The 25,524-nt window shown below is 68.7% G+C and carries 22 protein-coding genes; 8 read left to right on the forward strand and 14 right to left on the reverse strand.

The window, feature by feature from the left end; all coding sequences use genetic code 11:
• Positions 1–11: 11 nt before the first annotated feature.
• Positions 12–1,262, reverse strand: coding sequence for a trans-sulfuration enzyme family protein (locus ACI3KT_RS09095; RefSeq protein WP_404903749.1), 1,251 nt, complete (start codon positions 1,260–1,262; stop codon positions 12–14).
• A 112-nt stretch (positions 1,263–1,374) separates the two neighbouring features.
• Here ACI3KT_RS09095 and ACI3KT_RS09100 point away from each other — a divergent pair, with 112 nt between their 5' ends.
• Together ACI3KT_RS09100 and ACI3KT_RS09105 are read left to right on the forward strand one after the other, a co-directional pair.
• A complete protein-coding gene (locus ACI3KT_RS09100; protein ID WP_404903751.1) occupies positions 1,375–1,842 on the forward strand; it encodes an Lrp/AsnC family transcriptional regulator in 468 nt (155 codons plus the stop codon).
• Positions 1,843–1,999: 157 nt separating this feature from the next.
• On the forward strand, positions 2,000–3,703 hold the full coding sequence (locus ACI3KT_RS09105) for an AMP-binding protein (RefSeq protein WP_404903753.1): 1,704 nt from the start codon (positions 2,000–2,002) through the stop codon (positions 3,701–3,703).
• Between the two features lie 60 nt (positions 3,704–3,763).
• On the opposite strand, the gene ACI3KT_RS09110 is transcribed toward ACI3KT_RS09105, so the two are convergent.
• Complete coding sequence (locus tag ACI3KT_RS09110) at positions 3,764–4,171, reverse strand: hypothetical protein (protein ID WP_307292830.1); 408 nt, start codon at positions 4,169–4,171, stop codon at positions 3,764–3,766.
• A gap of 98 nt (positions 4,172–4,269) precedes the next feature.
• Positions 4,270–5,733, reverse strand: a complete 1,464-nt coding sequence (locus ACI3KT_RS09115) for an MATE family efflux transporter (RefSeq protein ID WP_292904614.1) — start codon at positions 5,731–5,733, stop codon at positions 4,270–4,272.
• Between the two features lie 319 nt (positions 5,734–6,052).
• On the opposite strand from ACI3KT_RS09115, the gene chvE reads away from it, so the two are divergent.
• The 5 genes from chvE to ACI3KT_RS09140 all read left to right on the forward strand — a co-directional run bounded on the left by chvE (position 6,053) and on the right by ACI3KT_RS09140 (position 11,982).
• Positions 6,053–7,207 carry a multiple monosaccharide ABC transporter substrate-binding protein gene (chvE, locus tag ACI3KT_RS09120; protein WP_404903755.1) on the forward strand — a complete coding sequence of 385 codons (1,155 nt, stop codon included), beginning with the start codon at positions 6,053–6,055 and terminating at the stop codon, positions 7,205–7,207.
• Positions 7,208–7,276: 69 nt separating this feature from the next.
• Positions 7,277–8,818: a multiple monosaccharide ABC transporter ATP-binding protein gene (gene mmsA / locus ACI3KT_RS09125; protein ID WP_404903757.1), complete on the forward strand. Its 1,542-nt coding sequence runs from the start codon at positions 7,277–7,279 to the stop codon at positions 8,816–8,818.
• Positions 8,815–9,993, forward strand: a complete 1,179-nt coding sequence (gene mmsB, locus ACI3KT_RS09130; RefSeq protein WP_404903759.1) for a multiple monosaccharide ABC transporter permease — start codon at positions 8,815–8,817, stop codon at positions 9,991–9,993. The genes mmsA and mmsB overlap by 4 nt, the downstream gene beginning before the upstream one ends.
• Positions 9,994–10,030: 37 nt before the next feature.
• Complete coding sequence (locus tag ACI3KT_RS09135; protein WP_404903761.1) at positions 10,031–11,209, forward strand: ROK family transcriptional regulator; 1,179 nt, start codon at positions 10,031–10,033, stop codon at positions 11,207–11,209.
• Positions 11,206–11,982, forward strand: coding sequence for an ATP-binding cassette domain-containing protein (locus ACI3KT_RS09140; RefSeq protein ID WP_404903763.1), 777 nt, complete (start codon positions 11,206–11,208; stop codon positions 11,980–11,982). The genes ACI3KT_RS09135 and ACI3KT_RS09140 overlap by 4 nt, the downstream gene beginning before the upstream one ends.
• Positions 11,983–12,083: 101 nt before the next feature.
• Here ACI3KT_RS09140 and ACI3KT_RS09145 read toward each other — a convergent pair whose 3' ends face one another.
• Genes ACI3KT_RS09145 through ACI3KT_RS09155 form a run of 3 tightly spaced genes read right to left on the reverse strand, consistent with a single transcriptional unit; the run spans position 12,084 to position 15,062 of the window.
• Positions 12,084–12,983, reverse strand: a complete 900-nt coding sequence (locus tag ACI3KT_RS09145; protein ID WP_404903765.1) for an ATP-binding cassette domain-containing protein — start codon at positions 12,981–12,983, stop codon at positions 12,084–12,086.
• Positions 12,980–14,023 carry an ABC transporter permease gene (locus tag ACI3KT_RS09150; protein ID WP_292904600.1) on the reverse strand — a complete coding sequence of 348 codons (1,044 nt, stop codon included), beginning with the start codon at positions 14,021–14,023 and terminating at the stop codon, positions 12,980–12,982. Before ACI3KT_RS09150 ends, ACI3KT_RS09145 begins: the two co-directional genes overlap by 4 nt.
• A gap of 55 nt (positions 14,024–14,078) precedes the next feature.
• On the reverse strand, positions 14,079–15,062 hold the full coding sequence (locus ACI3KT_RS09155) for a substrate-binding domain-containing protein (RefSeq protein ID WP_404903767.1): 984 nt from the start codon (positions 15,060–15,062) through the stop codon (positions 14,079–14,081).
• Between the two features lie 159 nt (positions 15,063–15,221).
• Here ACI3KT_RS09155 and ACI3KT_RS09160 point away from each other — a divergent pair, with 159 nt between their 5' ends.
• Complete coding sequence (locus ACI3KT_RS09160) at positions 15,222–16,406, forward strand: Gfo/Idh/MocA family protein (protein ID WP_292904596.1); 1,185 nt, start codon at positions 15,222–15,224, stop codon at positions 16,404–16,406.
• A 52-nt stretch (positions 16,407–16,458) separates the two neighbouring features.
• Here ACI3KT_RS09160 and ACI3KT_RS09165 read toward each other — a convergent pair whose 3' ends face one another.
• From ACI3KT_RS09165 to iolC, 8 genes are read right to left on the reverse strand one after another with little or no spacing between them, the layout of a single operon-like run.
• Positions 16,459–17,205 carry a TIM barrel protein gene (locus ACI3KT_RS09165; protein ID WP_404904061.1) on the reverse strand — a complete coding sequence of 249 codons (747 nt, stop codon included), beginning with the start codon at positions 17,203–17,205 and terminating at the stop codon, positions 16,459–16,461.
• A 47-nt stretch (positions 17,206–17,252) separates the two neighbouring features.
• Positions 17,253–18,263: an inositol 2-dehydrogenase gene (iolG, locus tag ACI3KT_RS09170; RefSeq protein ID WP_404903769.1), complete on the reverse strand. Its 1,011-nt coding sequence runs from the start codon at positions 18,261–18,263 to the stop codon at positions 17,253–17,255.
• Positions 18,264–18,291: 28 nt separating this feature from the next.
• A complete protein-coding gene (locus ACI3KT_RS09175) occupies positions 18,292–19,209 on the reverse strand; it encodes a sugar phosphate isomerase/epimerase family protein (RefSeq protein ID WP_404903771.1) in 918 nt (305 codons plus the stop codon).
• Complete coding sequence (gene iolD, locus ACI3KT_RS09180) at positions 19,206–21,131, reverse strand: 3D-(3,5/4)-trihydroxycyclohexane-1,2-dione acylhydrolase (decyclizing) (RefSeq protein WP_292904590.1); 1,926 nt, start codon at positions 21,129–21,131, stop codon at positions 19,206–19,208. Before iolD ends, ACI3KT_RS09175 begins: the two co-directional genes overlap by 4 nt.
• Entirely contained in the window at positions 21,128–22,075 is a 948-nt protein-coding gene (gene iolB / locus ACI3KT_RS09185) for a 5-deoxy-glucuronate isomerase (protein WP_404903773.1), read from the reverse strand. Before iolB ends, iolD begins: the two co-directional genes overlap by 4 nt.
• Before the next feature lie 7 nt (positions 22,076–22,082).
• On the reverse strand, positions 22,083–23,636 hold the full coding sequence (locus ACI3KT_RS09190; protein ID WP_307292848.1) for a CoA-acylating methylmalonate-semialdehyde dehydrogenase: 1,554 nt from the start codon (positions 23,634–23,636) through the stop codon (positions 22,083–22,085).
• Between the two features lie 10 nt (positions 23,637–23,646).
• Positions 23,647–24,546 (reverse strand): deoxyribose-phosphate aldolase, encoded by a 900-nt coding sequence (locus tag ACI3KT_RS09195; protein ID WP_292904586.1) that lies wholly within the window; start codon positions 24,544–24,546, stop codon positions 23,647–23,649.
• Between the two features lies 1 nt (position 24,547).
• Positions 24,548–25,504, reverse strand: coding sequence for a 5-dehydro-2-deoxygluconokinase (iolC, locus tag ACI3KT_RS09200; protein WP_404903774.1), 957 nt, complete (start codon positions 25,502–25,504; stop codon positions 24,548–24,550).
• Between the last annotated feature and the right edge of the window lie 20 nt (positions 25,505–25,524).

Genomic DNA, 25,524 nt, shown 5'->3' on the forward strand with positions numbered 1-25,524 from the left:
CGGGGTTGCTCTCAGCGCACCGCGTGCAGCTCCTCCGGGGCCGCCCCGGCGGTCTCGTCGGCAGGCAGTGTAGCGAAGGCCCGGGCGAGATCGGCGATGAGATCGTCGGCGTTCTCGAGTCCGATCGACAGCCGCAGCACGTCGGCGGCGGGACGCGCCTCCGGCGGCACCGGCCGGTGGGTGAGCGCCGCCGGATGCTGGATGAGCGAGTCGACTCCGCCCAGCGACACGGCGTGCGTGAACAGCTCGGTGGCGGAGGTGACGGCGGATGCCGCGGCGAAGCCGCCCCGCATCCGCATCGCGATCATCGCGCCTGTTCCGCGCATCTGTCGTTCGAGGATGCCGTGCTGATCCCCGTCGAGTCCGGGGTAAGACCCCTTGCTTCTAAGTCCGGGGTAGAACACCTCGGCGACCTCCGGCCGATCGATCAGCCACTGCACGATGCGACGAGCGCTCTCCTGCTGGGCCCGCATGCGCACGGGCAGGGTCGTGAGCCCGCGGTGCAGCAGGTACGCGCCGAGCGGATGCAGCAGTCCTCCGGTGACGGCGCGCACCCGCCGCAGCGCCTCGGCGGTCTGCTCGCTGCACGCGACCACGCCGGCGATCACGTCGCCGTGCCCGCCGAGGTACTTCGTCGCGCTGTGCAGCGACATGGCCGCGCCCAGGTCGATCGGGTTCTGCAGCACAGGCGTCGCGAAGGTGTTGTCGACGACCACCGGAACGCCGCCGGCCTGCGCGACGACGGCCGCGATGTCGGCGATGTCGAGTGTGGGGTTCGCCGGGGTCTCGACGACGACGAGACCCGTGTCGGGTCGGATGCTCGACGCGACCTCGTCAGGCTCGCAGTACGTGGTCTCGACCCCCAGCAGCCCGGAGCCGAGCAGGTGATCGGTGCCGCCGTAGAGCGGACGCACAGCGACCACGTGGCGCTTCCCCGCGGCGGCGCCGTGCGCGAGGATGACCGCGGTCATGGCCGCCATGCCCGAGGCGAATGCGACCGACGCCTCCGCGTGCTCGAGCTCGGCGAGCGCCTCTTCGAAACGGGCGACCGTGGGGTTCCACAGCCGCGCATAGACCATGCTGCCGTCGGCCGGCGGGCGTCCGCCCGTGGCCATGGCCTCGTACGACTCGCCGCCCCGTTCGATGTCGGGAAGCGGGTTCGTCGTCGAGAGGTCGATCGGCAGCGCATGGACCCCGAGACCTTGGAGGTCGGAACGGCCGCTGTGGACGGCGACGGTGTCAGGATGCAGCGGTGCAGTCATGCTTCCACGTTGCCTGAATCTCAACGAATGCGCTCTGATTCGACAACATCCGTGATCAGTCGTGTGATTCTCGCTATTCTGAGCCGACACAGGCATCCGAGGAGGGATACGGTTGGCGAAAGCGCAACTCGATGAGGTCGATCTCGAGATCCTCGCGATCCTGACCCGCGACGCCGAGATCACGAACAAGTCCCTCGCGCACCGGCTGGGTCTCGCCGAGTCGACGTGCGCACACCGGGTGCGGGCGCTGCGCGAGCGCGGCGTCATCCGCGACACCCGCATCCGCGTCGACGGCGCCGCCCTCGGATTCCCGCTGCAGGCGATCATCAAGGTGCGTCTCGCGAACCACACCGGGGAGAAGGTCACGGCGCTGTTCGACGCGCTGGTGAGCATCCCTCGCGTGCTGCAGGTGTTCCACGTCGCGGGGGTCGACGACTTCCTCGTGCACGTCGCCGTGCAGGACGCGACGGCGCTGCGTGACATCGTGCTCGAGCACATCACCGTCCATCCCGTCGTGCGCGGCACCGAGACGCAGCTCGTGTTCGAGCTCCGCGACGGCGGCGGGCTTCTCGCGCGCTGACCCGCGTACGGATCGCGGAGCCGATGACGAATCGCGGATGCCGTCACGCAGAAGAATCCGTGAATCGTCACCGCATCCGCGATTCGTCGCGCCGCGCTCGCGCGTCGCCGCGGCGAACGCCAGGATGGAACCGGCACATGAAGCAAAGGAGCACCGAATGAGCCGCAGAGCCACCGCAGCGACGACCGCGATCCGCGACATGCGCGACTTCCTGTTCGCGAACGCCACCGACTACGAGGCGGCGCGGGCGGGCTTCTCGTGGCCGCGCCCGAGCGAGTTCAACTTCGCGCTGGAGTGGTTCGACGTCGTCGCCGGCGAGAAACCCGACCGCCCCGCCGTGCAGATCGTCGAGGCCGACCTGTCCCTGCACGCATGGACCTACAGCGAACTCTCCGCCCGATCCGACCAGGTCGCGAACTGGCTGACCGGCATCGGCGTCCGCCGTGGGGACCACGTCATCGTGATGCTCGGCAACATGATCGAGCTGTGGGAGGTGATGCTCGCGATCACCAAGATCGGCGCGGTCTCGATCCCCACCTCGACGCTGCTGTCGGCATCCGATCTGGCCTACCGCATCGAGCACGGCCGCGCTCGCGCGGTCGTGACCCTGGGTTCGCTCGCGAGCCGGCTCGACGGCGTCGACGTGCTGCGCATCGGCGTGGGAGACGACGTCCCGGTCGACTGGATGCGGTTCGAGGACTCGGCGGACGCGCCGACGGCGTTCGAACCGGAGGCGGCGACCCCGGCATCAGACACCGCCCTGCTCTACTTCACGAGCGGCACCACCAGCCGGCCCAAGCTCGTGCAGCACACCCACGTGTCGTACCCGATCGGGCATCTGTCGACCATGTGGTGGTTGGGCGTGCGGCCCGACGACGTGCACCTGAACATCTCCTCCCCCGGCTGGGCGAAGCATGCGTGGTCGAGCTTCTTCTCGCCCTTCCTCGCCGAGGCGACCGTGTTCGTCTACAACTACGACCGCTTCGACGCGAACGCCCTCATGCAGGTGATGGACGCGCATCACGTGTCGACGTTCTGCGCTCCGCCGACGGTGTGGCGGATGCTGATCCAGGCCGATCTCGGCCGGCTCACCCATCCGCCGCGCGAGCTGGTGGGGGCCGGAGAGCCGCTGAATCCCGAGGTGATCGAACGGGTGCAGGGCGCCTGGGGTGGCACGATCCGCGATGGCTTCGGACAGACGGAGATGACGGCCTGCATCGGCAACTCCCCCGGCCAGCCCGTCAAGATCGGCTCGATGGGCCGACCTCTTCCGGGCTATCCGGTCGTGCTGCTCGACCCGGTGACGGGTGCTGTGGCGGATGCCGAGGGGGAGATCGCCCTCGACCTGTCGCAGCCGCCGCTCGGGCTGATGGCCGGCTACTACGACGATGCGGACAAGACGGCGCAGTCCCGCGCCGGCGGATTCCACCACACCGGCGACATCGCCACGCGTGACGCGGAGGGCTATCTGACCTACATCGGGCGGGCGGATGACGTCTTCAAGGCCTCCGACTACAAGATCTCGCCGTTCGAGCTCGAGTCGGTGCTGCTCGAGCACGACCTCGTCGTCGAGGCGGCCGTGATCCCCAGCCCCGATCCCACGCGGCTCGCGGTGCCGAAGGCGTACGTGTGCCTTCGGGCGGATGCGACGGATGCCGAAGCGGATGCCGCCCGCGCGATCTTCGCCTACGCACACGACCGCCTGTCGTCGCACCTCTGGGTGCGGATCATCGAGTTCGTGCCGGAACTGCCCAAGACCATCTCGGGCAAGATCCGTCGCGTCGAACTGCGTGCGCGCGAGGCGGCACGTGTGGGCTCGGGAGACGAGGCCGGCCAGCACCGCGACCGGGACTACCGCTGAGACGCGTCGAACCAGGGGGGCGGACGGGCACGCCGAAGAACGGCGTCAGTTAGCGCTGGATCAGGCCGCGCGCACCGGATTCGATCGTGCCAGCACGGGCACCGACGTCGTCGTGGGAGCAGAAGCCGTCGTCGGCGCTTCGGCGGGAGCATCGGCGTCGGCCTTGCGCCGGGGCAACTCGATGCCCTTCGCATTCATGACCCCGCGCACCACCGCACCGATCGCCAGCATGCCCACGAGCGCGGCGCTCGACAGCAGCAGCGGCATCCACTGATTAGCGAATCCGGCCACCGAGCTGAGCATCGCCGCGGGGATCCAGATTCCCACAGCTCCACCACACAGGCCACTGGCCCTTCGCACGATCGCGATGCCGGCGACCAGAGCGCACAGCCCTGCGATCACCGCTCCGACCACGCCGATCGGCACCATGATGGCCGCCAGATCGCTGGCCACCCTCCATGTCGTCATGACGACCCCCCGTCAACGGACCTTCCGCACCTTCGAAGTTACGCCGATCCTCAGACGTCGGCATCCCTCTGAAGGATGATGTTTCCTACAACGACAGGTTAACGCCGCCTCAGTCGTGAGCGCTTCACCACGCGCAGGGGCTGCGTGACGACGGCATCCACGACCATCGAACCGTCGACGGGACCGACGATCGCGATCGCCGAGGTCTCGGTCGCCTCGACCGGGTTCACGGGCATGCGCCCCAGGTCGCGGTGCGCGCGGATGTACGCCGGCACCAGCAGCAGGATCGCGCTGACCCAGGCGAGCGGGTTGCTGAGCGCGACGCCTGTGAAGTCGATCATCGCGCCGAGGATCACCGCGGCGGCGACGCGCGCGACGAGCTCGATCACGCCCGTGACGGTCGGCACCAGCGTGTGCCCGAGTCCCTGCAGCGCGCCGCGCAGCACGAACAGCACTCCGAGCGCCCAGTAGCCGAGCCCGTTCACGATGAGCATGAGATGGGCGAGCTCGACGACGTGATCCGAGCCGTCTCCGACGAACAGGCGCACCATCGGCACGCCGAACGCGATGATGAGCGCGCCGATCGCCGCACCGCCCGCGATCGCCATCCAGGTCGCCTCCACGACGCCCCGGCGAATGCGGTCTGGGCGTCGGCCGCCGAGGTTCTGCGCGGCGTACATAGACACCGCGAGCCCCAGCGACGACAGGAACGCGACGCCGAGGCTGTCGACGCGTGCACCTGTCGTGTAGGCGGCGACGGCCTCTGCGCCGAGCGTGTTCAGGGCGACCTGCACGGTCAGTGTGCCGATCGCGATGATCGAGGCCTGGAAGCCCATGGGCAGGCCGAGACGCAGATGCTCGGCGATGTCGCCGCGTGTGATCCTCCAGTCGATCCGGCGCAGATGCAGCAGGGGAAGGCGGCGACGCACGAACTCGAGGCACAGCAGCACCGAGACCGCCTGCGCGACCACGGTCGCGATCGCCGCGCCCGCGACGCCCCACTCGAGCGGTCCGACCATGAGGATCACGAGACCCGCGTTCAGGGCGCACGAGACCGTGAGGAAGATCAGCGGAGTGCGGGAGTCGCCGATCGCCCGGATGATCGCCGAGAGGAAGTTGAAGAACATCGTCGCGCCCGCGCCGATGAAGCTGATCTGCGTGAAGACCGTGGCCTCGGCCATCAGCTCGGGAGGCGTCTGCAGAAGCGCCAGCAGCGGCGCAGAGATGAGGGGCGCGACGATGGTCAGCACGACGCTCGTGATGCCGGTCAGCAGCACCCCGGTCGCGACGGATCGCCGCACGGCGGCGTCGTCACCAGCGCCGAACGCCTGGGCGATCGGAATCGCGAAACCGCTGGTCAGGCCCCACGCGAAGCCGAGCAGAAGGAAGAGCAGAGGTCCGGTCGCGCCGACGGCGGCGAGCGAGTCGACGCCCAGATGGCGCCCGACGACGATCGCGTCGACGAACTGGTACAGCTGCTGGACGACGTTGCCGAGCAGGAGAGGGACGGAGAAGGCGAGGATGACACGCCACGGGCGGCCCGTGGTGAGGGAGGTGGCCATGAGGAAGCGGCTCGCAGAACTGAGGGGCGGATCGGGGGACGACCAGTTTATCGAATCGATTCGGCAAGCGGTATCCCGAACCGTCGAGCCCGACTCGCACAGCACACGTTGACTTCGACACTCGAACCGATTCGACCCGACGACGCCGCTTCGTGTACGAATGAGAGCGGACACATCGGGGAATCACGAATTGATCACGAACACTTGACTTCGAGACTCGAACTCAAGGAAAGTATCTCCGGAGCGAGTCCCGAACGACCGGGATTCTGGTCTCGGGGCAAAGGCGCCGAAGACGCATTGCACAGCGAAGGAGCTCGTGATGAAGAAGAAGTACGCACTGGCGGCACTCGGCCTGGTCGGGGCGCTCGCCCTCGCCGGCTGCGGTGGAGGCGGAGCCGGATCGACCGGCGGATCGGGTGGTTCCGAAGGTGCCGACAAGGGCGACATGCTCATCGGCGTCTCGATGCCGACGGAGACCTCGGAGCGCTGGATCGCAGACGGCAACGCCGTGCAGTCCGGCCTCGAAGACGCCGGTTACCAGGTGGAGCTGCAGTACGCGGGTGACGACATCCCCACCCAGGGTCAGCAGATCGACCAGATGATCACCAAGGGCGCCGACCTGCTGATCATCGCCGCCATCGACGGAACGGCCCTGTCCTCCCAGCTCGACGCCGCAGCGGCAGCGAACATCCCGGTCATCTCGTACGACCGCCTGATCCGCGACAGCGAGCACGTCGACTTCTACGTGACGTTCGACAACTACAAGGTCGGCGTGCAGCAGGCCACCTCGCTTCTCACCGGACTCGGCGTCCTCGACGCCGACGGCAAGGAGACCGGCGAGAAGGGCCCGTTCAACATCGAGCTGTTCGCCGGATCGCTCGACGACAACAACGCCCACTTCTTCTGGCAGGGCGCGATGGACACGCTGCAGCCGTTCATCGACGACGGCGTCCTCGCCGTTCCCTCCGGCCAGGTCAAGATCGAGCAGGCCGCGACCCTGCGCTGGGCGCAGGAGACCGCGCAGAAGCGCATGGAGGACCTGCTCACCGCCACGTACGGCAACGGCACCAAGCTCGACGGCGTGCTCTCGCCCTACGACGGCATCTCGCGCGGCATCATCACGGCACTGCAGGGCACCGGCGGGTACGGCGCCACCATCGCCGACGGCCTGCCGATCGTCACGGGTCAGGATGCGGAGATCGCATCCGTCGCTCTGATCAACCAGGACGTGCAGTTCGCCACGATCTTCAAGGACACCCGCAAGCTTGCCGAGCAGTCGGTCGTCGCCGCGGAGGCCATGCTCGAGGGCGACGACCCCGAGGCCAACGACACGAAGACCTACGACAACGGCGTGAAGGTCGTGCCGTCGTACCTGCTGCAGTCGGACATCGTCTACAAGGACAACATCACCTCGCTCCTCGTCGACTCCGGCTACTGGACGCAGGCCGAGGTCGACTCGGGCGTCGCCGAGTAGTCTCCTCCCGTCGGGGCGTGCGGCCGGCAAGGCCGCACGCCCCGACTCTTCACGAAAGGACATCGGGTCATGACGACACCGGTTCTGCAGATGCGGGAGATCGAGAAGAGCTTCCCGGGTGTGAAGGCGCTCCAGGGCGTCAGCCTCGATGTGAACCGCGGCGAGATCCTCGCGATCTGCGGCGAGAACGGCGCGGGCAAGTCCACTCTCATGAAGGTGCTGTCGGGCGTGTACCCCCACGGCACCTATGAGGGCGAGATCATCTACGAAGGAGAGGAGGCGGCCTTCGGTTCGATCAACGACTCCGAGCAGAGGGGGATCGTGATCATCCACCAGGAGCTCGCCCTGATCCCCTACCTCAGCGTCGCCGAGAACATCTTCCTCGGCAACGAGCGGCGCGGGAAGAACGGTCTGATCGACTGGGATCGGGCGAATGCCGAAGCATCCGCTCTGCTCGCCCAGGTGGGCCTCGACGAGAACCCGACGACCCCTGTCGCCCAGCTCGGCGTCGGAAAGCAGCAGCTCGTCGAGATCGCCAAGGCGCTCTCGAAGAACGTGCGTCTGCTGATCCTCGACGAACCGACCGCCGCCCTCAACGACACCGACTCGGCGCACCTGCTCGACCTGCTGCGCCGACTGCGCGACGAGGGCATGACGTCGATCATCATCTCGCACAAGCTGAACGAGATCGCCGAGATCGCCGACCGCACCACGATCATCCGCGACGGCAAGTCGATCGAGACGCTCGACATGAAGGATCCGGCCTCCACGCAGGATCGCATCATCCGCGGCATGGTCGGCCGCGACCTCGCCCACCGCTTCCCCGAGCGCACCTCGAACCCGGGCGAAGAGGTGCTGCGCATCGAGAACTGGTCGGTGAACCATCCGACCCAGCCCGGTCGGGTCATGGTCGAAGACGCTTCGCTCACCGTCCGCGCCGGAGAGGTCGTCGGCATCGCCGGCCTCATGGGCGCCGGCCGCACCGAGCTCGCGATGAGCGTGTTCGGGCGCACCTACGGCAGGCACGCCCGCGGCAAGGTGTTCGTGCGCGGCAAGGAGGTCGACACCTCGACCACGAGCGCCGCCATCCGCGCGGGCATCGCCTACGCCACGGAGGACCGCAAGAAGTTCGGGCTCAACCTGATCGACGACATCCGGCACAACATCACGATGGCCTCGCTTCGGCTGATCAGCCCGGGCGGCTGGATCAACGCGAACCGCGAACTGCAGGTCGCAGAGCAGTACCGTGCCGACATGAACATCAAGAGCCCCAGCGTGCTCCAGCTCGTCGGCAACCTCTCCGGAGGGAACCAGCAGAAGGTCGTGCTGAGCAAGTGGATCCAGACGGCGCCCGACGTCCTGATCCTCGACGAGCCGACGCGAGGAATCGACGTCGGAGCCAAGTACGAGATCTACACGATCATCAACCGCCTGGTCGCAGAGGGGAAGGGCGTGCTGGTGATCTCCTCCGAGCTCCCCGAGCTCCTCGGCATCTGCGACCGCATATACACCCTGGCTTTCGGGAGGATCACCGGTGAACTCCCCACCAGCGAAGCCACACAGGAGAACCTCATGCACCTCATGACCCTCGAAAGGACGGCCGCGCGATGACCGGCGTCAGCAACCTCTTCAGCCTCGCCACGCGGAACCTCCGTCAGAGCGGCATCCTGGTCGCCTTCATCGCGATCGTCGCGTTCTTCGCGATCCTCAACCCGACGTTCCTCTCGCCGGGCAACCTCACGAACATCGTGCTGCAGTACTCGTACATCCTGATCCTCGCGATCGGCATGGTGATCGTGATCATCGCCGGGCACATCGATCTGTCGGTGGGATCGGTCGTCGCCCTCACCGGAGCGACGGCAGCCGTCATCGTGATCCGCGGGCAGCAGCCGTGGTGGGTCGGCGTGCTCGCGGCGATCGCCGTCGGCCTGCTCGTCGGAGCCTGGCAGGGCTTCTGGGTCGCGTACGTCGGGATCCCCGCGTTCATCGTGACTCTGGCGGGCATGCTGCTGTTCCGCGGCCTCACCTTCATCGTGCTCAGCAACGTCTCGCTGTCGCCGTTCGGCGGCACCTACTACTCGATCGCGAACGGCTTCTTCAACGGGTTGCTCGGCGGATACGGGGTCGACGTGTTCACGCTCGTGATCTTCGCGATCGGCGTGGTCGGCTACGCCGTGTGGCAGGTGCGCAGCCGCCGCTCGAAGCTCGCGCACCAGCAGTCGGTCGAGGCTCTCGGCTGGTTCATCGCGAAGATCGCCCTCATCGCGGCCGTGGTGATGTGGTTCGGCTACCAGCTCGCCACCAGCCGCGGCCTGCCGTTCGTGCTGATCATCCTCGCCGTGCTGATCATCGCCTACTCCGTGATCACGCAGAAGAGCGTGTTCGGCCGCCACGTCTACGCGATCGGCGGCAACCTGCACGCGGCACTGCTCAGCGGCGTCAACGTGCGCAAGGTCAACTTCTGGATCTTCGTGAACATGGGACTCCTCGCCGGCATCGCGGGCGTCGTGTTCTCCTCGCGCACCAACGGCGCGCAGCCGGGCGCGGGAAACATGTTCGAGCTCGACGCGATCGCCGCCTGCTTCATCGGCGGTGCGGCGGTCACCGGCGGTGTCGGCCGGGTCGGCGGCGCGATCGTCGGCGGCCTGATCATGGCCGTGATGAGCAACGGCATGCAGCTGATGGGACTCGACCAGGCGACCCAGCAGGTCGTCAAGGGCCTCGTGCTGCTGATCGCCGTGGCCTTCGACGTCTGGAACAAGCGTCGGGCGGGCGCCGCCCGTTGACCACGATGACGGCGTCGACCCGCGATATGCTCCCGCTATGAGCAGATGGTCCGGCGGATCCCAGTCGGGGTTGCGCGAGGCCAACACCGCGAAGATCGTCGACGCCGTCAAACGCTTCGGCGGGCTCACCCAGGTCGAGCTCGCCGAAGCGACCAGCCTGTCGACGGCGACCGTCTCGGCCATCGTCAAAGAGCTCAGCCTCTCGGGTCTCGTCGAGACCCACCCGACGTCGCGCAGCGGCCGCCGGGCGCAGCTGGTCACGATCGCCCGAAGGGCAGGTCTCGTCGCCGCGGTGCAGATCGGCAGCCGCAGCATGCGGGTGCGGCTGTCGGATGTCGGGCAGGACGTGCTGGCCGACCGGTCGATGCCCTTGCCGACCGATCACGCCGAAGACACCGTGCTCGATCGCATCACCCTGCTCATCATCGACATGCTGGGGATGATCGCCGCCGACCCCGGCGACCTCATCGGGGTGTGCATCGCGCTGCCGGCGCCGGTGGATCCGGCCACCGGACTCATCGCGTACCGCGGGGTCATGCGCCGGTGGGAGACGCAGCCCGTCGCCGAAGTCGTCGAGCAGCGCATCGGCTGCCCGGTGCTCGTCGAGAAGGATGCGAACCTCGCGGCCCTCGCCGAGGCGACGCTCGGCACGGCCCGCGACGTGAAGGACAGCCTGTTCGTGCACGCCTCGTACACGATCAGCGCCGGCGTGATGCTGAACTCGCAGATCTACCGAGGGCGCGCCGGGACGGCCGGCGAGATCGGCCACGTGCAGGTCGACCCGGCGGGCTCCATCTGCGCCTGCGGACAGCGGGGCTGCCTGGAGACGATCGCCGGCGCCGAGGCCGTCACCGCACCGCTGCGGGCCACATTCGGTCAGGTGACGTTCAAGGACGTCATCGCCCGGGCGGCGGCGGGCGACCCCGGATGCGCTCGCGTCGTCTCCGACGCCGCCACCGCTCTCGGACGCGTGGTCGCCGCAGCGCATCAGTCGCTCCCTCCCGAGGTGATCACCGTCGGCGGCGAGCTCGCCGAAGCCGGCCCCATCTTCCTGCTGCCCTTCGCGACCGCCGTGCGCGACAACGCGCCCCAGGGGCGCACCCCCCGCCACGACCCGGTGCCCTCCTCGTTCGGCAAGGACGCCGTGCTGGTCGGGGCGACGATCCACATCCTGCAGTCGACAGACCCGTCTCAGCTGCTCGAGGACCGCTCATGAGCCTCACCGCTGCGCAGGCCGAGCCCCTGCTCACCCTGCGTGGGGTCTCGAAGAGGTTCGGGGCCGTCGAGGCCCTCACCGACGTCGATTTCACCGTCAACGCCCGCGAGGTCGTCGGTCTCGTGGGCGACAACGCCGCCGGCAAGTCGACTCTCGCGAAGATCATCGCCGGCGCGCTCACACCGACCTCGGGCGAGATCCGCATCAACGGCGAGCGCGTGGAGATCTCGAACCCCGCGGAGGCGAATCGGCTGGGCATCGCCACGGTCTTCCAGGACCTCGCGGTGTGCGAGAACCTCGACGTGACCGCCAACGTGTTCCTCGGGCGCGAGCTGCGCACCCACAACGGCATGCTGCGCGAAGGCGAGATGGAGCAGGCGACCAGACAGGCGCTCAGCGACCTCGCCGCGAACATCCCCTCGATCCGCTCGCCACTGAACACCCTCTCCGGCGGCCAGCGTCAGGCCGTCGCGATCGCCCGCACGCTCATCAGCCAACCGCGACTCGTCGTCCTCGACGAACCCACCGCATCACTCAGCGTCGCGCAGACCGCCGACGTGCTCACGCACATCGAGCAGCTCCGCGAGCTCGGTCTGGGCGTGGTCTTCATCAGCCACAACATCGCCGACGTCCAGGCGGTGTCCGACCGCGTCGAGGTGCTGCGCCACGGCCGCAACAACGGGTCGTTCGCGAGCCAGGACGCCGCCTACTCCGACCTCATCGCCGCCATCATCGGGACCTACCGCGGACCGGACTCGAACCGACGGCGCTGACTCGCGGCGGATGGCGGCGAGGGTCTCGGAACGATCGGAGGCGAGCTTCTCGCGGCGCAACGATCGGCCGGCGCCGTGTGCGCCCCGGCCGATCGCAGGCCTCAGGCGGATGCCGTCGGCGAAGAGGCGGACGGCTCCCCAGCGCCCTCGGTCCGCCTCGACTGCTCCGCTTCCCTGACGACCTCCTGCACGACCGGCGAGTCCTCTCCGATCTCGCGCTGCAGCTCGTGGGCGAGCGAGTCGAGCTCGGCCCCGCCGGCCATCATGCTGGTCAGCTGCGAGAGGGAGATCTCTTCCTTCTCGAAGTTGCCGATGCTCGTGCCGCGGTTGAGCAGCAGGAACCGATCGCCGACCGGATAGGCGTGGTGCGGGTTGTGCGTGATGAAGACGACGCCGAGTCCTCGGTCGCGAGCCCTGGCGATGTACTTCAGCACCACACCGGACTGCTTCACGCCCAGCGCCGCAGTCGGCTCGTCCAGGATCAGCACCCTGGCCCCGAAGTACACGGCGCGGGCGATCGCGACGCACTGGCGCTCTCCGCCGGAGAGCGTGCCGATCGGCTGATTCACGTCGCGCAGGTCGATGCCCATATTCGCGAGCTCGGTGTACGTGATCTGCTTCATGCGCTTCACGTCGAGCCGCCGGAGCGGGCCCCATCCCGTCGTCAGCTCCGACCCGAGGAAGAAGTTGCGCCAGACCGGCATCAGCGGCACCACGGCGAGATCCTGGTAGACCGTCGCGATCCCGGCATCCAGCGCCGCCCGAGGCGACGAGAACGTCGCCGGCTCGCCATCGACGAGCAGTTCGCCGCTCGACGGCGTGTGCGCTCCCGCGAGCATCTTGATGAAGGTCGACTTGCCGGCGCCGTTGTCGCCGAGCACGCACGTGACCTGTCCCGCGTTCACGGTCGTGCTGACGCCGGCGAGCGCGTTCACCGGCCCGTAGCTCTTGCCGATGTCCCGCACCTCGACGACGGGAACGGCCGTGCTGAACCCGCTCATTTCACTCCTCCCGCTCGCAGCCGCACCCAGTGGTTCAGGAACACCGCGAGCAGCAGCATCGCCCCCAGGAACGTGCGCAGCCAGTTCGTGTCCCACTGGGCGAAGGTGATGCCCTGGAAGACCATGCCGTAGATGAGAGCGCCCAGCGCCGCCCCGATCGCCGATCCGAATCCGCCGGTCATCAGGCAGCCGCCGACCACCGCGCAGATGATGTAGATGAACTCCTGGCCGACACCCGTGTTCGCCTGCACCGTCGAGGTGCGGAACAGCGAGATCATCCCCACCAGCCACGCAGCACCGGCCGTGACCATGAACAGCCCGATCTTGGTCCGCAGCACCGGAACACCCACCTGACGCGACGCGGTCGCCGCTCCGCCGACCGCGAAGATCCAGTTGCCCGGTCGCGTTCTCAGCAGCACCCACGTGGCGACGGCCGTGACGACGAACCACCAGAGCACTGAGACGTAGAACGTGCCTCCGCCGATCGAGATCGACGAGCCGAACAGCGGCTGGATGCTGTCGTAGTACGGCACCTTCGTCATGCCCTGGATGGCGACCTGTCCCGTGATGAGCTTGGTCACTGCCAGGTCGATACCGGCGAGCACGAAGAACGTGCCGAGCGTGATGATGAAGCTCGGAAGGCCGGTCTTCATGACGAGGAAGCCGTTCAGGGCGCCGATCGCGAGGGCCAGCACCAGCGAGACGAGTACCGCGACCCAGATGTTGAGCCCGTACTTGGTGGTGAGGACGCCGACCACGAGTGCCGTGAAGCCGGTGAGCACACCGGCCGACAGGTCGAACTCGCCGCCGATCATCAGAAGCGCGACAGCCACGGCCATGATGCCGAAGGTCGACGCCGATTCCAGCCAGACGCCCGCCCCTGCGGCCGTCATGAAGCTCTTGGTGTAGACCGAGAAGAAGATCATCACCGCCAGCGCGGCGACGAGTGCGCCCATCTCGGGCCGTACGAGCAGGTTGCGCAGGGGGCGCCGTTCGAGACGCGGCCTGTTCCCCATCGTGACGATGTCGGTCGTTGTCATCTTCAGTCCTTTCACACCGGAAGGGGGCGGGACCCGCCCACCCCCTGACGGATGCTTAGCGCGTGCCCTTCTTGGCGAACTCCGCGACCTGTGCCGCGTTGTCCTTCGTGACGAACGCAGGTCCGGAGTAGACCGGCTGACCGCCTCCGATGTCATTGCCGTTGGTGCTCTTGAGGTACAGCGCCGTCACCCCGAGGAAGCCCTGGACATAAGGCTGCTGGTCGACCGCGAAGAGGATCTTCCCGTCGGCCACGGCTGTCACGACGTCTTCCGAGAGGTCGAAGGTCACGACCTTCGCCGCACTGCCGGACTCCTCGACCGCGCCCACTGCGTCGATCGCGTACTGGCCGCCCAGCGTCAGCACCGCGTCGATGGTCGGGTCGGCCTGCAGCTTCGACTTGATCGTCGCCTTGACCTCGGCGTCGTTCGTGCCGTCGACCTGCAGGTTCGCCATCGTGCCCGCGAACGCCCCCGCCGCAGAAGAGCAGCGCTCCTCGAGGCCGATGTTGCCCGCCTCCTGGATCACGCAGAGGGCGTTGGTCGCACCCTCATCGCTGAGGCGCTCACCCACCGCGGCACCGGCGATCGATTCGCTCTGTCCGATGTGCGTGATGGCGCCGAACTCGGCGAACTTCTCGATGCCGGAGTTGATGGTGACGACGGGGATGCCCTCGGCGACGGCGCGCTCGACGCTCGCCTGCACGCCATCGGGATTCGCCATCGAGACCACGATCCCGTCGACGCCCTGCGCGATCGCGTTGTCGATGAGCTGCGACTGCTTGGCCGGGTCGGGGTCGGAGTTGTACGTGATGGCGGCGCCGTAGTCGGAACCGGCCTGCTCCGCGCCGGACTTGACGCGATCCCAGAATGCGTCGCCGGGTGCTGCGTGCGTGACCACGGCGTAGCTCAGACCCGAGGACTCCGTGTCGCCGCCGCCTTGGGTGTCGGTCGTCGGTTCCTGCCCTGTTCCGGAGCATGCCGAGAGCAGCAGCGCGGCTGTCGCGGCGATCCCCAGAACGCCGATGAGGCGCTTCTTCATTTCGGTTTCCCTTCGATGCGGATGCTGTCGACGTCGACGCGTCCCACATTGATGACGTCGGTGTCAGGGCGAGTTTGGCATCGGCGACTTTAAATGTCAATACATTCTGTCAACATCTCCATTCGGGGTATACGCTGTGTCCAACGGAAGGAGTCGCCCGTGGTGACGAAGAAGCACATCGGCGTCGGTCTGGTCTCGGTCGGATGGATGGGGCGCCTGCACTCACGTGCGTACCTGGAGGCGCATCGGCACTACCCCGAGCTGCCCGTCGTGGCCGATCTCGCTGTCGCCGCCGATCCGGATGCCGGTGGGCGGGAGCATGCCGTCGACGTGCTCGGCTACCGCGAGACCGTGTCTGACTACCGCGAGCTGATCGCACGTCCCGACGTCGATGTCGTCTCCATCTGCTCTCCGAACTTCCTGCACCACGAGATCGCGCTGGCCGCGATCGGCGCCGGCAAGCCCTTCTGGATCGAGAAGCCGATGGGCCGCGGAGCCGGCGAATCGCGAGAGATCGCGCAGGGCGCGCTCGACGCGGGTCTCGTGACCTCTGTGGGCTTCAACTACCGGCACGCCCCGGCCATCGCGCACGCCAGACGCCTGGTGCGCGAAGGCGCGCTCGGCACCATCACGAACGTGCGCGTGGCGCTGCTCGCCGACTACTCGGCCGACCCCGACGGCGCCCTCACCTGGCGGTTCAGCCGCGACCGCGCCGGCAGCGGCGTGCTCGGCGACCTGCTCTCGCACGGGGCTGACCTCGCGCAGTACATCGTCGGCCGGATCAGCTCCGTCAGCGGGCTCACCGAGACCTTCATCCGCACCCGCCCCCTGCCCTCCGCAGGCGCCGCGAGCCACTTCAGCAAGGGCGCCGACGACGGGCCCCGTGGCGACGTGGAGAACGAGGACTACGCCGCGATCCTCGCCCGTTTCGATTCCGGCGCGGTCGCCGTGCTGGAGTCCAGCCGCGTCGCGATCGGCCCCCGCGCCGAGTACCGCATCGAGGTGTATGGCACGAAGGGCTCACTGCGCTGGGACTTCCAGCGGCTGAACGAGCTCCAGCTCGCCGATGACACCTCCGGCTATCGCACCGTGATGGCAGGTCCCGACTACGGCGACTTCGCCCGCTTCCAGCCGGGCGCCGGCACCGGCATGGGCTTCGACGACCTGAAGACCATCGAGGCGTCGCTGTTCCTGCGCTCAGTCGCAGAGGGCAGGCAGCTCGCACCGTCCGCCTCCGACGCCTGGTCGGCGGCGGAGATCGTGGATGCGGCGCTGCGGAGCACGGCATCCGGGGCCTGGGAGACCGTGCCCGAGGTGACGGGGCCGACGACGTACGACGCGTGAGAAAAAGTGAGGCCGGCGCATCGCGCCGGCCTCACTCACCATCCGCAGAGCCTCAGGCCTCGAAGGCACTCCGGAACGCGTCGAGCGCAGCATCGGTGTCATGCCGCGCCCAGCCCTCGAGGCCGATCACGCCGTCGTAGCCGAGCTCGCGCAGCGCCGCGGCGATCGCCTCGTAGCGGATCTCCCCCGTGCCCGGCTCGCAGCGACCCGGCACATCGGCCACCTGGATCTCGCCGACCCACGGCAGCGCCTCCCGCACCAGCTCGATCAGGTTCCCCTCGCCGATCTGCGCGTGGTACAGGTCGAGGTTGAGCCGCAGCCACGGCGACTCCACGGCTTGCGCGAGGCGGAGCGTGTCGGCGGCGCGGGCGAACGGGGTGCCGGGGTGGTCGACGGCGGTGTTCAGGTTCTCCAGCGTGAACACGCGTCCCTCGCGCGCACCCAGCGCGGCCAGCCGCGCGAGGGTCTCTGCCGCGATCCCCCACTCGTGCGGGGTGACCTCGGTCTGCGGACGCACCGGCAGACCGCCGGGCGCGAGGCCCGTGCCGTGCAGGTTCAGCCGGGGCACATCGATCAGTTCGGCCATCCGCAGCGATTCCTCGGCAGTGGCCACCAGTTCGGCGATGCCGTCGGGGGTCGTGAGGTCGCCGCGTAGGTACCCCGTCATCGATGAGAACGTCGCCCCCGTCGCCGCAAGCGCCGCGAGGTCCTTCGTGCTCCAGTCCCAGATCTCGACCTCGAAGCCGCGCTCGTGCAGGCGGCGCACCCGCTCCACGAAGTCGAGGTCGGTATAGAGCATCTCCGCCGAAGCGGCTAGCCGGTACCGCGCGGTCTGCTCCGAGGCGCTCACGCCAGATCCACCGGCACGACGACGCGCTCGGTCGCAGAGCGCTGCGCGGCATCGGCGAGGATCAGGGCTGCCCGGCCGTCTTCGAACGTCGGGCTGGTCGATTCCTCTCCACGGGCGAGCCGGATGAACTCGTGCAACTCAGCGGCGTAGGCGGCGGCGTAGCGCTCCAGGAAGAACAGCTCGTACGGGGGCTTCGCCTCGACGGCCGACGCGTTCGACAGGCTGACGAGGCTCGTCGGCGCATTCGCGACCTGCAGCATCCCGGTGCCGCCGAACGCCTCGATGCGCTGGTCGTAGCCGACCGCGCTGTGCCGCGAGTTCACGATCGTGACGAGGGCGCCTGATGCCGCACGCAGTGTCGTGATCGCGGTGTCGAAATCTCCGTGCTCTGCGGCGCCGGCGTCGAAGGTCGTCGAGCCGGATGCCGAGACCTCGACGATGTCGGGCAGGAAAAACCGCGCCATGTCGAAGTCGTGGATCGTCATGTCGCGGAAGATCCCGCCCGACACCGCGACGTAGTCGGCCGGTGGAGCGGAGGGGTCGCGGCTGATGATCGTGAGCTGCTCGAGCGCGCCGATCTCGCCTGCGGCGACGCGAGCCCTGGCCGAGGCGAACGCGGGATCGAAGCGGCGGTTGAACCCGAGCGCGACCGGCACGCCGGCTGAGGCGATCCGCGGGCGCAGTGCTTCGACGCGGGCGATGTCCAGGTCGATCGGCTTCTCGCACAGCACGGGGATGCCGGCATCCACCGCCTGCGCGATGAGGTCGACGTGCGTCGGAGTCGGCGAGGCGATCAGTATCGCGTCGACCTCACCCGAGGCGAACACCTCGTCGGGGGTGTCGGTGGCCGTGCCGCCGAACGTCGCGGCCACACGGCGCGCGCCGTCGACGAACGGGTCGGCGACCCAGGAGAGCTGCGCGTCGGGGTCGGCGGCGATACTCGCGGCGTGCACCTGGCCGATGCGTCCGGTGCCGATCAGGCCGAAGCGGAGGGGAGCGTGTGACATCGTGCGGTCCTTCGTGGTGGATGGGACGTCACGCCCAGGGGCGCAGCGCCTCGCGGTTGCGGATCTGATCGGCCCCGCGTGCGGCGCGGAACTCGGAGAGGGAGACGTCGGGGCCGTTCAGCACGTCCTGCTCGACGACGATCCAGCCGTCGAAGCCGTGGGCGTCGACGGCGTCCATCACCCCAGCGAGGTCGATGTCGCCCTCGCCGAACGCGACGAAGGAACCCGACGACCAGACCTCGCGCATGCCGCCGCCCGCGGAGAGCACGCGGGTCAGCTCGCCGAGGTCGACGTCCTTCAGGTGCAGGTGGTTGATGCGGTCCCCCCACCGGTGCACGGCGTCGAGCGGGTCTCCGCCGGCGATGAAGAGGTGACCGGTGTCGAGGGTCAGGTCGACGTCGACGTTCGCGAGAAAACGGTCGATCTCGTCGGGGGACTCCACGAACGTGCCGGCGTGGTGGTGGAAGGTCGGCTCGAAGCCGGCGGCGCGCACGATGTCCGCGGCGCGTTCGGTGTTCGCGAGGAGCCGACCCCAAGCGGCCTCGGCGAGCGGGTCGACCTCGTCGCCGCGTCCCGGCGCTCCCTGGCGGAGCGCTGAGCCGCCGTCGGCGAGCGTGGGCAGCGGCAGCCGGTCCGGTCCGTCCTGCGCGGCGTCGGAGAAGGCGCGCAGCGCCTCGTGCAGCTCGGGCAGCGCGGCCTCGAACGCCTCGTCGTCCGAGAACGGCAGTTGCACCCAGCCGCCGGCGAGTTCCAGCCCGTGGCTCCGCAGCCGCTCTCGCAGCATCACGCCCTGACCGAAGAACCCGGACGGGCCGAGGTCGACGCCGCGGTAGTCGGACTCCGCGAGCGTCGCCAGCAGGTCATCGGGGCTGATCGTCTCCGCACCCTCGGGGGTCAACTCGAACACGCCGAAGCTCACCGGGGCACCGGCCACCGTCGCCTTCATGCCTCTCCTCCGTCTTCTGCGCCCAGCAGCGGACGCTGCGCCGTGCGACGCTGTTCGTATTCGCGACGCGCTCGTCGCGTCGACGGCAGCGATGCCTCCTCCGGCACCGGCACATCCCACCACCCCTCGCCGTCGGGGGCGTAGAGCAGCGGATCGCTCTCGATGTGGATCACGGTCGATCGCGGCGAGGCCTTCGCCGCGGCGAGCGCGGCCGACAGGTCGTCGATCGCGGATGCCGTCGCGGGGATCTCCACGACGTCCAGTCCGTAGCTGCGCGCGTTCATCGCCAGGTCGACCGGCAGCAGCCGCTCGACCTGTGCGGGGTCGTCCTGCATCCGATACCGCGTGCCGAACCGCTCCGACCCGACCGTCTCCGACAGGTGGCCGATCGAGGCGTAGCCGTGGTTCTGCACGATCACGACGATCAGCTTGATGCCCTCTGCGACGATCGTCGCGAGCTCGGAGCTCAGCATCAGGTACGAGCCGTCGCCGACCATCACGACCACGTCGCGATCCGAGCCGTCGGCGAGCGCGCCGCGCTTCGCACCGAGGCCGCCCGCGATCTCGTATCCCATGCACGAGAACGCGTACTCGACGTGATAGCCGAGCGGGTCGCGCACGCGCCAGAGCTTGTGCAGATCCCCGGGCAGCGACCCCGCGGCCTGGACGATCACGTCCTCCGGGTCGGTGGCCGCCTGCACCGCGCCGATGATCTCGGACTGGCCTGGTCGCGCGAGGCTCGAGGGGGCGAATGCGGCGTCGACCGCGGCATCCCACTCCCGCTTCTCCCCCGCGATGCGCGTCGCGTACTCCTCGCTCACCAGGCCGTCGGGAAGCGCCGCGGCGAGCGCCATCAGCGTTTCGCGCGCGTCGGCGATCACGGGCAGCTGCGTACCGTGCTTGTACGCGTCGAAGGAGGCGACGTTGATGTTGACGAACTCGACGCCCGGGTGCTGGAACGCGGTGCGGGACCCGGTGGTGAAGTCGCTGTAGCGCGTGCCGATGCCGATCACGAGATCAGCCTCGGCGGCGAGCCGGTTCGCCGCCGTCGAGCCGGTGGCTCCGACGCCCCCGAGGTACTGCGCGTGATCCCAGGCGAGGCTGCCGCCACCGGCCTGCGTCGTGCCGACGGGGATGCCGGTGACCTCGACGAGGGCTCGCAGCTGCTCCTCGGCGCCCGAATAGATCACGCCGCCGCCTGCGACGATGAACGGACGCTTCGCGGCGCGGATCGCTCGCACGGCCCGCTCCAGCGCTCCCCGCTCGGGGACGGGACGGCGCACATGCCACTCGCGCTCAGCGAGGAACGACAGCGGCACGTCGATGCCCTCGGCCTGCACGTCCTCCGGCAGTGCGATCGTGACGGCGCCGGTCTCGGCGGGGTCGACGAGCACGCGGAGGGCATTCAGCGCGATGGAGAACAGCTGCTCCGGCCGCTGCACGCGATCGAAGAAGCGCGAGAGCGGACGGAAGGCGTCGTTCACGGTGAGCCCGATGTCCCAGGGCTGCTCGAGCTGCTGCAGCACAGGGTCGGCCACGCGGGTCGCGAAGGTGTCGCTCGGCAGCAGCAGTGCGGGCAGCCTGTTCGTCGTCGCGAGCGCGGCGCCCGTGAGCATGTTGGTCGCACCAGGGCCGACGGATGCCGCGGAGGCGAACGTCGCCCTGCGCCGGTGCATGCGCGCGAATCCGACGGACTGGTGCACCATCGCCTGCTCGTTGCGGGCCTGGTGGTACGGCATGAGGCCGGGGCGCTCGACATCGAGCTGGCGCAGCGCCTGCCCGATTCCGGCGACGTTGCCGTGCCCGAAGATGCCGAACACTCCGGGGATCGTCCGCTCGCGGATGTCGCCGTCGACCGTCCACTGGTTCGCAAGGAACTCGATCAGCGCCTGGCTGACCGACATCCTCCTGGTCGCCGTCATCGCGGCCCTCCTTCGTCGTGCTCGTCATCGTTGTCGTGTCCGTGCGGACCGGCGGCCGCGAACGGCAGCCGTGGGTCGATCGGCTGCGACGCCCAGGCGTCGCGCACCCAGGCGTGCGCCGGATCGTCGGCGATCAGCCATTCACGTTCGGGATCGGGACCCGCCATCACGTTCAGGTAGTAGAGGTCGTAGCCGGGCGCGGCGACAGCAGGGCCGTGATATCCGTAGGGCACCAGGGCGATGTCGCCCGTGCGCACCATCGCGTCGATCTCGATGTCGCCAGCGGGAGAGGAGTATGTGCTGAACAGCCCGAACGCGGCATCCGCGCCCTGCACCGACCGATCCGCACGCGCCGCCTCGAAGTAGTAGATCTCCTCGAGCCTCGACTCATGGCCAGGCACATGCTCGTCGTGCTTGTGCGGCGGATACGACGACCAGTTGCCCGCGGGCGTGATGACTTCGCAGACGATCAGTCGCGCGGCATCCAAGGCCTGCGGCGTGCCGAAGTTGTGCACCTGACGGCTCGACGGCCCCGCTCCTCGGAGCTCGACCGGGGTCTCGCTCGCCGCGATCCTACGGGTCGGCCGGATCTCGGTCGTCGGAGATGATGCCACCGCGACTCTTCCGCTCCCGCGCACGGTCGCGGTCGCGTCGCACGAGAGGTAGAGCACGTCGGTCGGACCGTCGAAGACCGACGTCCGGCCCGTGAGCTCCACGGTCGACGCGACCCCCCGCTCGACGACCTCGACCGTGAAGCTCCCGGCGAGCGGCACGACGATGCGCTCCTGTCCGCCCTCGTCCACTGCGAGTGCGGTGCCCTCTTCCAAGACGCCGATGCGCAGACCCGTGTGCTGCCAGCCGGGGATGCCGTCGTCGACGACGCTCTCCCACCCCTCGCCGGCGAGCGCGCCGCGGCGATGGAACCATCCGGTCTCGTCGTTCATGCGCGCCTCAGCGATTCTGCGGGAAGCCGAGGTTGATGCCCTCGTGCGTCGCGGGATCGAGCCAGCGGCTGGTGACCGCCTTCTCCCGCGTGAAGAACTCGAACCCGTGCACACCGTACGCCTTGGCGTCGCCGAACAGCGAGGCCTTCCAGCCGCCGAAGGAGTGGTACGCGACCGGAACGGGGATCGGGACGTTGATGCCGATCATGCCGACCTGCACCTCGGTCTGGAAGCGCCGGGCGGCGCCGCCGTCGTTCGTGAAGATCGCCGTGCCGTTGCCGAACTCGCCGGAGTTGATGAGGTCGAGTCCCTCCTGGAACGTCTCGACGCGCACGATCGACAGCACCGGGCCGAAGATCTCCTCGCGGTACGCCCGCGACGTGAGCGGGATCTCGTCGATCAGCGTCGGTCCGAAGAAGAAGCCGTCCTCGTGCCCGTCGACCACGAAGCCGCGGCCGTCCACCACGATGCGCGCCCCGTCGGCGACCGCGATGTCGACGTAGCCCGACACCTTCTCGCGGTGCGCGCCGCTGATCAGCGGGCCGAGGTCGGGCTCGCCGTCGGCATCCCCCGCGCCGTTGCCCACCCGCAGACGGGATATCCGTTCGGTGATCTTTTCGATGAGCCGGTCGGCCACCGGCTCCACCGCAATCAGGACCGAGATCGCCATGCACCGCTCGCCTGCGGCGCCGTAGCCCGCGTTGATCGCCTGGTCGGCGACGAGGTCGAGGTCGGCGTCGGGGAGCACCAGCATGTGGTTCTTCGCGCCGCCGAGCGCCTGCACCCGCTTGCCGTGACGGGATGCCGTCTCGTAGATGTACTGCGCGATCGGCGTCGAGCCGACGAACGAGATCGACTGCACGACGGGACTCGTGAGCAGACCGTCGACCGCGAGCTTGTCACCCTGCAGCACCGTGAAGACGCCATCGGGGAGCCCTGCCTCGCGCCACAGCTCGGCCATCCAGAGTGCGGCGGATGGGTCCTTCTCGCTGGGTTTGAGCACCACGGCGTTGCCGGCGGCGATCGCGATCGGGAAGAACCACATCGGCACCATGACCGGGAAGTTGAAGGGGCTGACGATGCCGATCACGCCGAGCGGCTGCTTGATCGAGTACACGTCGATGCCGGTCGAGACGTTCTCCGAGTATGCGCCCTTGATCAGGTGCGGGAACCCGGTCGCGAGCTCCACCACCTCCTGCCCGCGGAGGATCTCCCCCATCGCGTCGGAGAGCACCTTGCCGTGCTCGCGCGTGACGATCTCGGCGAGCTCGCCTTTGCGGGCGTTCAGCAGCTCGCGGAACGCGAACAGCACCGCCTGACGCTTCGCGATCGACGTGGCGCCCCAGGCCTTCTGCGCACGCTCGGCAGAGGCGATCGCCTCGGCGATCTCCTCCTCGTCGGCCAGCGCCACCCGGCCGATCACGGCTCCGGTCGCGGGGTTGAAGACGTCGGCCGTGCGGCCGCTCCTCGAAGGCCGCGGCGCCCCGTCGATCCAGTGGCCGATCTGCGGCGCATCCGTGATGGCGGCGGTCGTGTCGGCGTTCGTCGTCTCGATGGTCATGGCGTGCTCCTCAGATCAGTGCGGGGTGGACGAGTCGGGCCGCGATGTCGACGGCCGCAGCGACGTCGCCGTCGGGCGGGTAGAGAAGGGTGCGACCGGCGGTGAGCCCGCGCACTCCGGGGAGGGACAACGCGTCCTCCCATGCGGCGAAGGTCTCGTCGGGGTCGTCGGGCGAGTCGCCGCCGAGCAGCACAGTCGGCATGGTCGTCGCCGCCATCACACGCTCCATGTCAGCGACGACGGGCAGCTTCATCCAGGTGTACGCGCTGCTGCCGCCGAGGCCGGCGGCGATCGCGATCGAGCGGATGACAGCGTCCGGGGTGAGGTCGTTGACGACGTGGCCGTCCTTCCACTCGCTCACGAAGGGCTCCAGCATGATGGGCAGACGAGCGGCGGCCGCCTGAGTGACGGCACGCGCGGTGGCCTCGAGCGTCGCCGAGGTCCCCTCGTCGTCGAAGTTGATGCGCATGAGCGTCTTCGCGAAGTCGAGGCGGGAGTCGATCAGGCTCTGCACGTCGTAGCCGGTGAAGCGGTCGTCCATCTCGAAAGATGCGGAACGGAGGCCGCCCCGGTTCATCGAACCGACCACGACCTTGCCGTCGAGCAGACCGAGGGCCGCGAGATCGTCGATGATGTCGGGTGTGCCGAGCACGCCGTCGACCCCGGGGCGGGAGAGTGCCGTGGCGAGACGGTCGAGCAGGTCGTACCGGTCGGCCATCGCCGTCGCGTCGGGTCCGACCGCGAGCGCGCCCCTGGCCGGGTGATCGGCGGCGACGATGAACATCCGGTCGTCATCGCCGAGGATCTCGCGTCTCGTGCGCGCACGCAGCGCGTCGACGATCTCGTGAGGGCGTCGGGAGCGCACCTCGCGCAGCCGGGCGAAGTCGGATGCGGTCAGCATGCCGCCCATGTCAGTTCTCCCCTGCCATCACCGCGTCGACCTCTGCCGTCGTCGGCATGGCCGTGGAGCATTCGAGGCGCGAGGCGACGATCGCCCCGGCCGCGTTCGCGAACCGGATGATCCGCTCGAGTTCCCAGCCGCTCAGCAGCCCGTGGCACAGCGCTCCGCCGAAGGCGTCGCCCGCGCCGAGGCCGTTGACGACGTCGATGATCACCGGAGGAACTTCCACCTCTTCCTCACGGGTTTTGGCGAGCACGCCTCGGGGCCCCTGCTTCACGATCGCGAGCTCGATCCCGCGATCCAGCAGCGCGTCGGCGGCGCGATGCGGGTCGGTCTCGCCCACCGCGATCTCGCACTCCTCGCGATTTCCGACGGCCACCGTGACATGATCGAGCACGGCGTCGACCTGAGCGGATGCCGATGCTGGATCGCTCCAGAACATCGGCCGGTAGTCGAGATCGAGCACCGTGTGCTTGGCGCGGCCTCGCGCCGCGAGCGCTGCGAGGTGTGCGGAACGGCTCGGCTCCTGACTGAGGCCAGTGACCGTCAGCCACAGCAGATCGGCCGCACGCACGGCCTCGAGGTCGAGCTGGTCTGTGTCGATGTTCAGGTCGGGCGCTTTCGGATCCCGGTAGAAGTAGAGCGGGAAGTCGTCGGGTGGGAAGATCTCGCAGAACGTCAGCGGCGTCTTCAGCAGTGGATCGACGGCCACGCCGGCGCGATCGACACCGAGACGGTCGAGCTCGCGGTGCAGATAGCGGCCGAAAGGATCGTCTCCCACACGGGAGACGAGGGCCGGCCGGCGACCGTGCCGAGCGGCTGCGACTGTCACGTTCGCCGCGCTGCCGCCGAGGTACTTGCCGAAGCTCGCCACGTCTTCGAGGCCGACCCCGCTCTGGAGCGGATAGAGGTCGACTCCAAGGCGTCCCAAGGCGATGATCTCGGGTGCATCCTGCGTCTCGGTCATGAGCCCGAACACCTCTCTGT

Origin of the sequence: Microbacterium sp. ZW T6_19, assembly GCF_044987465.1 — a bacterium.
GTDB lineage: Bacteria > Actinomycetota > Actinomycetes > Actinomycetales > Microbacteriaceae > Microbacterium > Microbacterium natoriense_A.

Bases quoted from the DNA above. Each gene is read 5' to 3' on its own strand.
- chvE (WP_404903755.1), top strand. From the start codon at position 6,053: ATGAAGAAGAAGTACGCACTGGCGGCACTCGGCCTGGTCGGGGCGCTC.
- ACI3KT_RS09115 (WP_292904614.1), bottom strand. From the start codon at position 5,733: ATGGCCACCTCCCTCACCACGGGCCGCCCGTGGCGTGTCATCCTCGCC.
- mmsB (WP_404903759.1), top strand. From the start codon at position 8,815: ATGACCGGCGTCAGCAACCTCTTCAGCCTCGCCACGCGGAACCTCCGT.
- iolC (WP_404903774.1), bottom strand. From the start codon at position 25,504: ATGACCGAGACGCAGGATGCACCCGAGATCATCGCCTTGGGACGCCTT.
- ACI3KT_RS09145 (WP_404903765.1), bottom strand. From the start codon at position 12,983: ATGAGCGGGTTCAGCACGGCCGTTCCCGTCGTCGAGGTGCGGGACATC.
- ACI3KT_RS09195 (WP_292904586.1), bottom strand. From the start codon at position 24,546: ATGGGCGGCATGCTGACCGCATCCGACTTCGCCCGGCTGCGCGAGGTG.
- ACI3KT_RS09190 (WP_307292848.1), bottom strand. From the start codon at position 23,636: ATGACCATCGAGACGACGAACGCCGACACGACCGCCGCCATCACGGAT.
- ACI3KT_RS09105 (WP_404903753.1), top strand. From the start codon at position 2,000: ATGAGCCGCAGAGCCACCGCAGCGACGACCGCGATCCGCGACATGCGC.
- ACI3KT_RS09135 (WP_404903761.1), top strand. From the start codon at position 10,031: ATGAGCAGATGGTCCGGCGGATCCCAGTCGGGGTTGCGCGAGGCCAAC.
- mmsA (WP_404903757.1), top strand. From the start codon at position 7,277: ATGACGACACCGGTTCTGCAGATGCGGGAGATCGAGAAGAGCTTCCCG.
- ACI3KT_RS09110 (WP_307292830.1), bottom strand. From the start codon at position 4,171: ATGACGACATGGAGGGTGGCCAGCGATCTGGCGGCCATCATGGTGCCG.
- ACI3KT_RS09140 (WP_404903763.1), top strand. From the start codon at position 11,206: ATGAGCCTCACCGCTGCGCAGGCCGAGCCCCTGCTCACCCTGCGTGGG.
- ACI3KT_RS09165 (WP_404904061.1), bottom strand. From the start codon at position 17,205: ATGCTCTATACCGACCTCGACTTCGTGGAGCGGGTGCGCCGCCTGCAC.
- iolD (WP_292904590.1), bottom strand. From the start codon at position 21,131: ATGACGGCGACCAGGAGGATGTCGGTCAGCCAGGCGCTGATCGAGTTC.
- iolG (WP_404903769.1), bottom strand. From the start codon at position 18,263: ATGTCACACGCTCCCCTCCGCTTCGGCCTGATCGGCACCGGACGCATC.
- ACI3KT_RS09150 (WP_292904600.1), bottom strand. From the start codon at position 14,023: ATGACAACGACCGACATCGTCACGATGGGGAACAGGCCGCGTCTCGAA.
- ACI3KT_RS09175 (WP_404903771.1), bottom strand. From the start codon at position 19,209: ATGAAGGCGACGGTGGCCGGTGCCCCGGTGAGCTTCGGCGTGTTCGAG.
- ACI3KT_RS09155 (WP_404903767.1), bottom strand. From the start codon at position 15,062: ATGAAGAAGCGCCTCATCGGCGTTCTGGGGATCGCCGCGACAGCCGCG.
- iolB (WP_404903773.1), bottom strand. From the start codon at position 22,075: ATGAACGACGAGACCGGATGGTTCCATCGCCGCGGCGCGCTCGCCGGC.
- ACI3KT_RS09095 (WP_404903749.1), bottom strand. From the start codon at position 1,262: ATGACTGCACCGCTGCATCCTGACACCGTCGCCGTCCACAGCGGCCGT.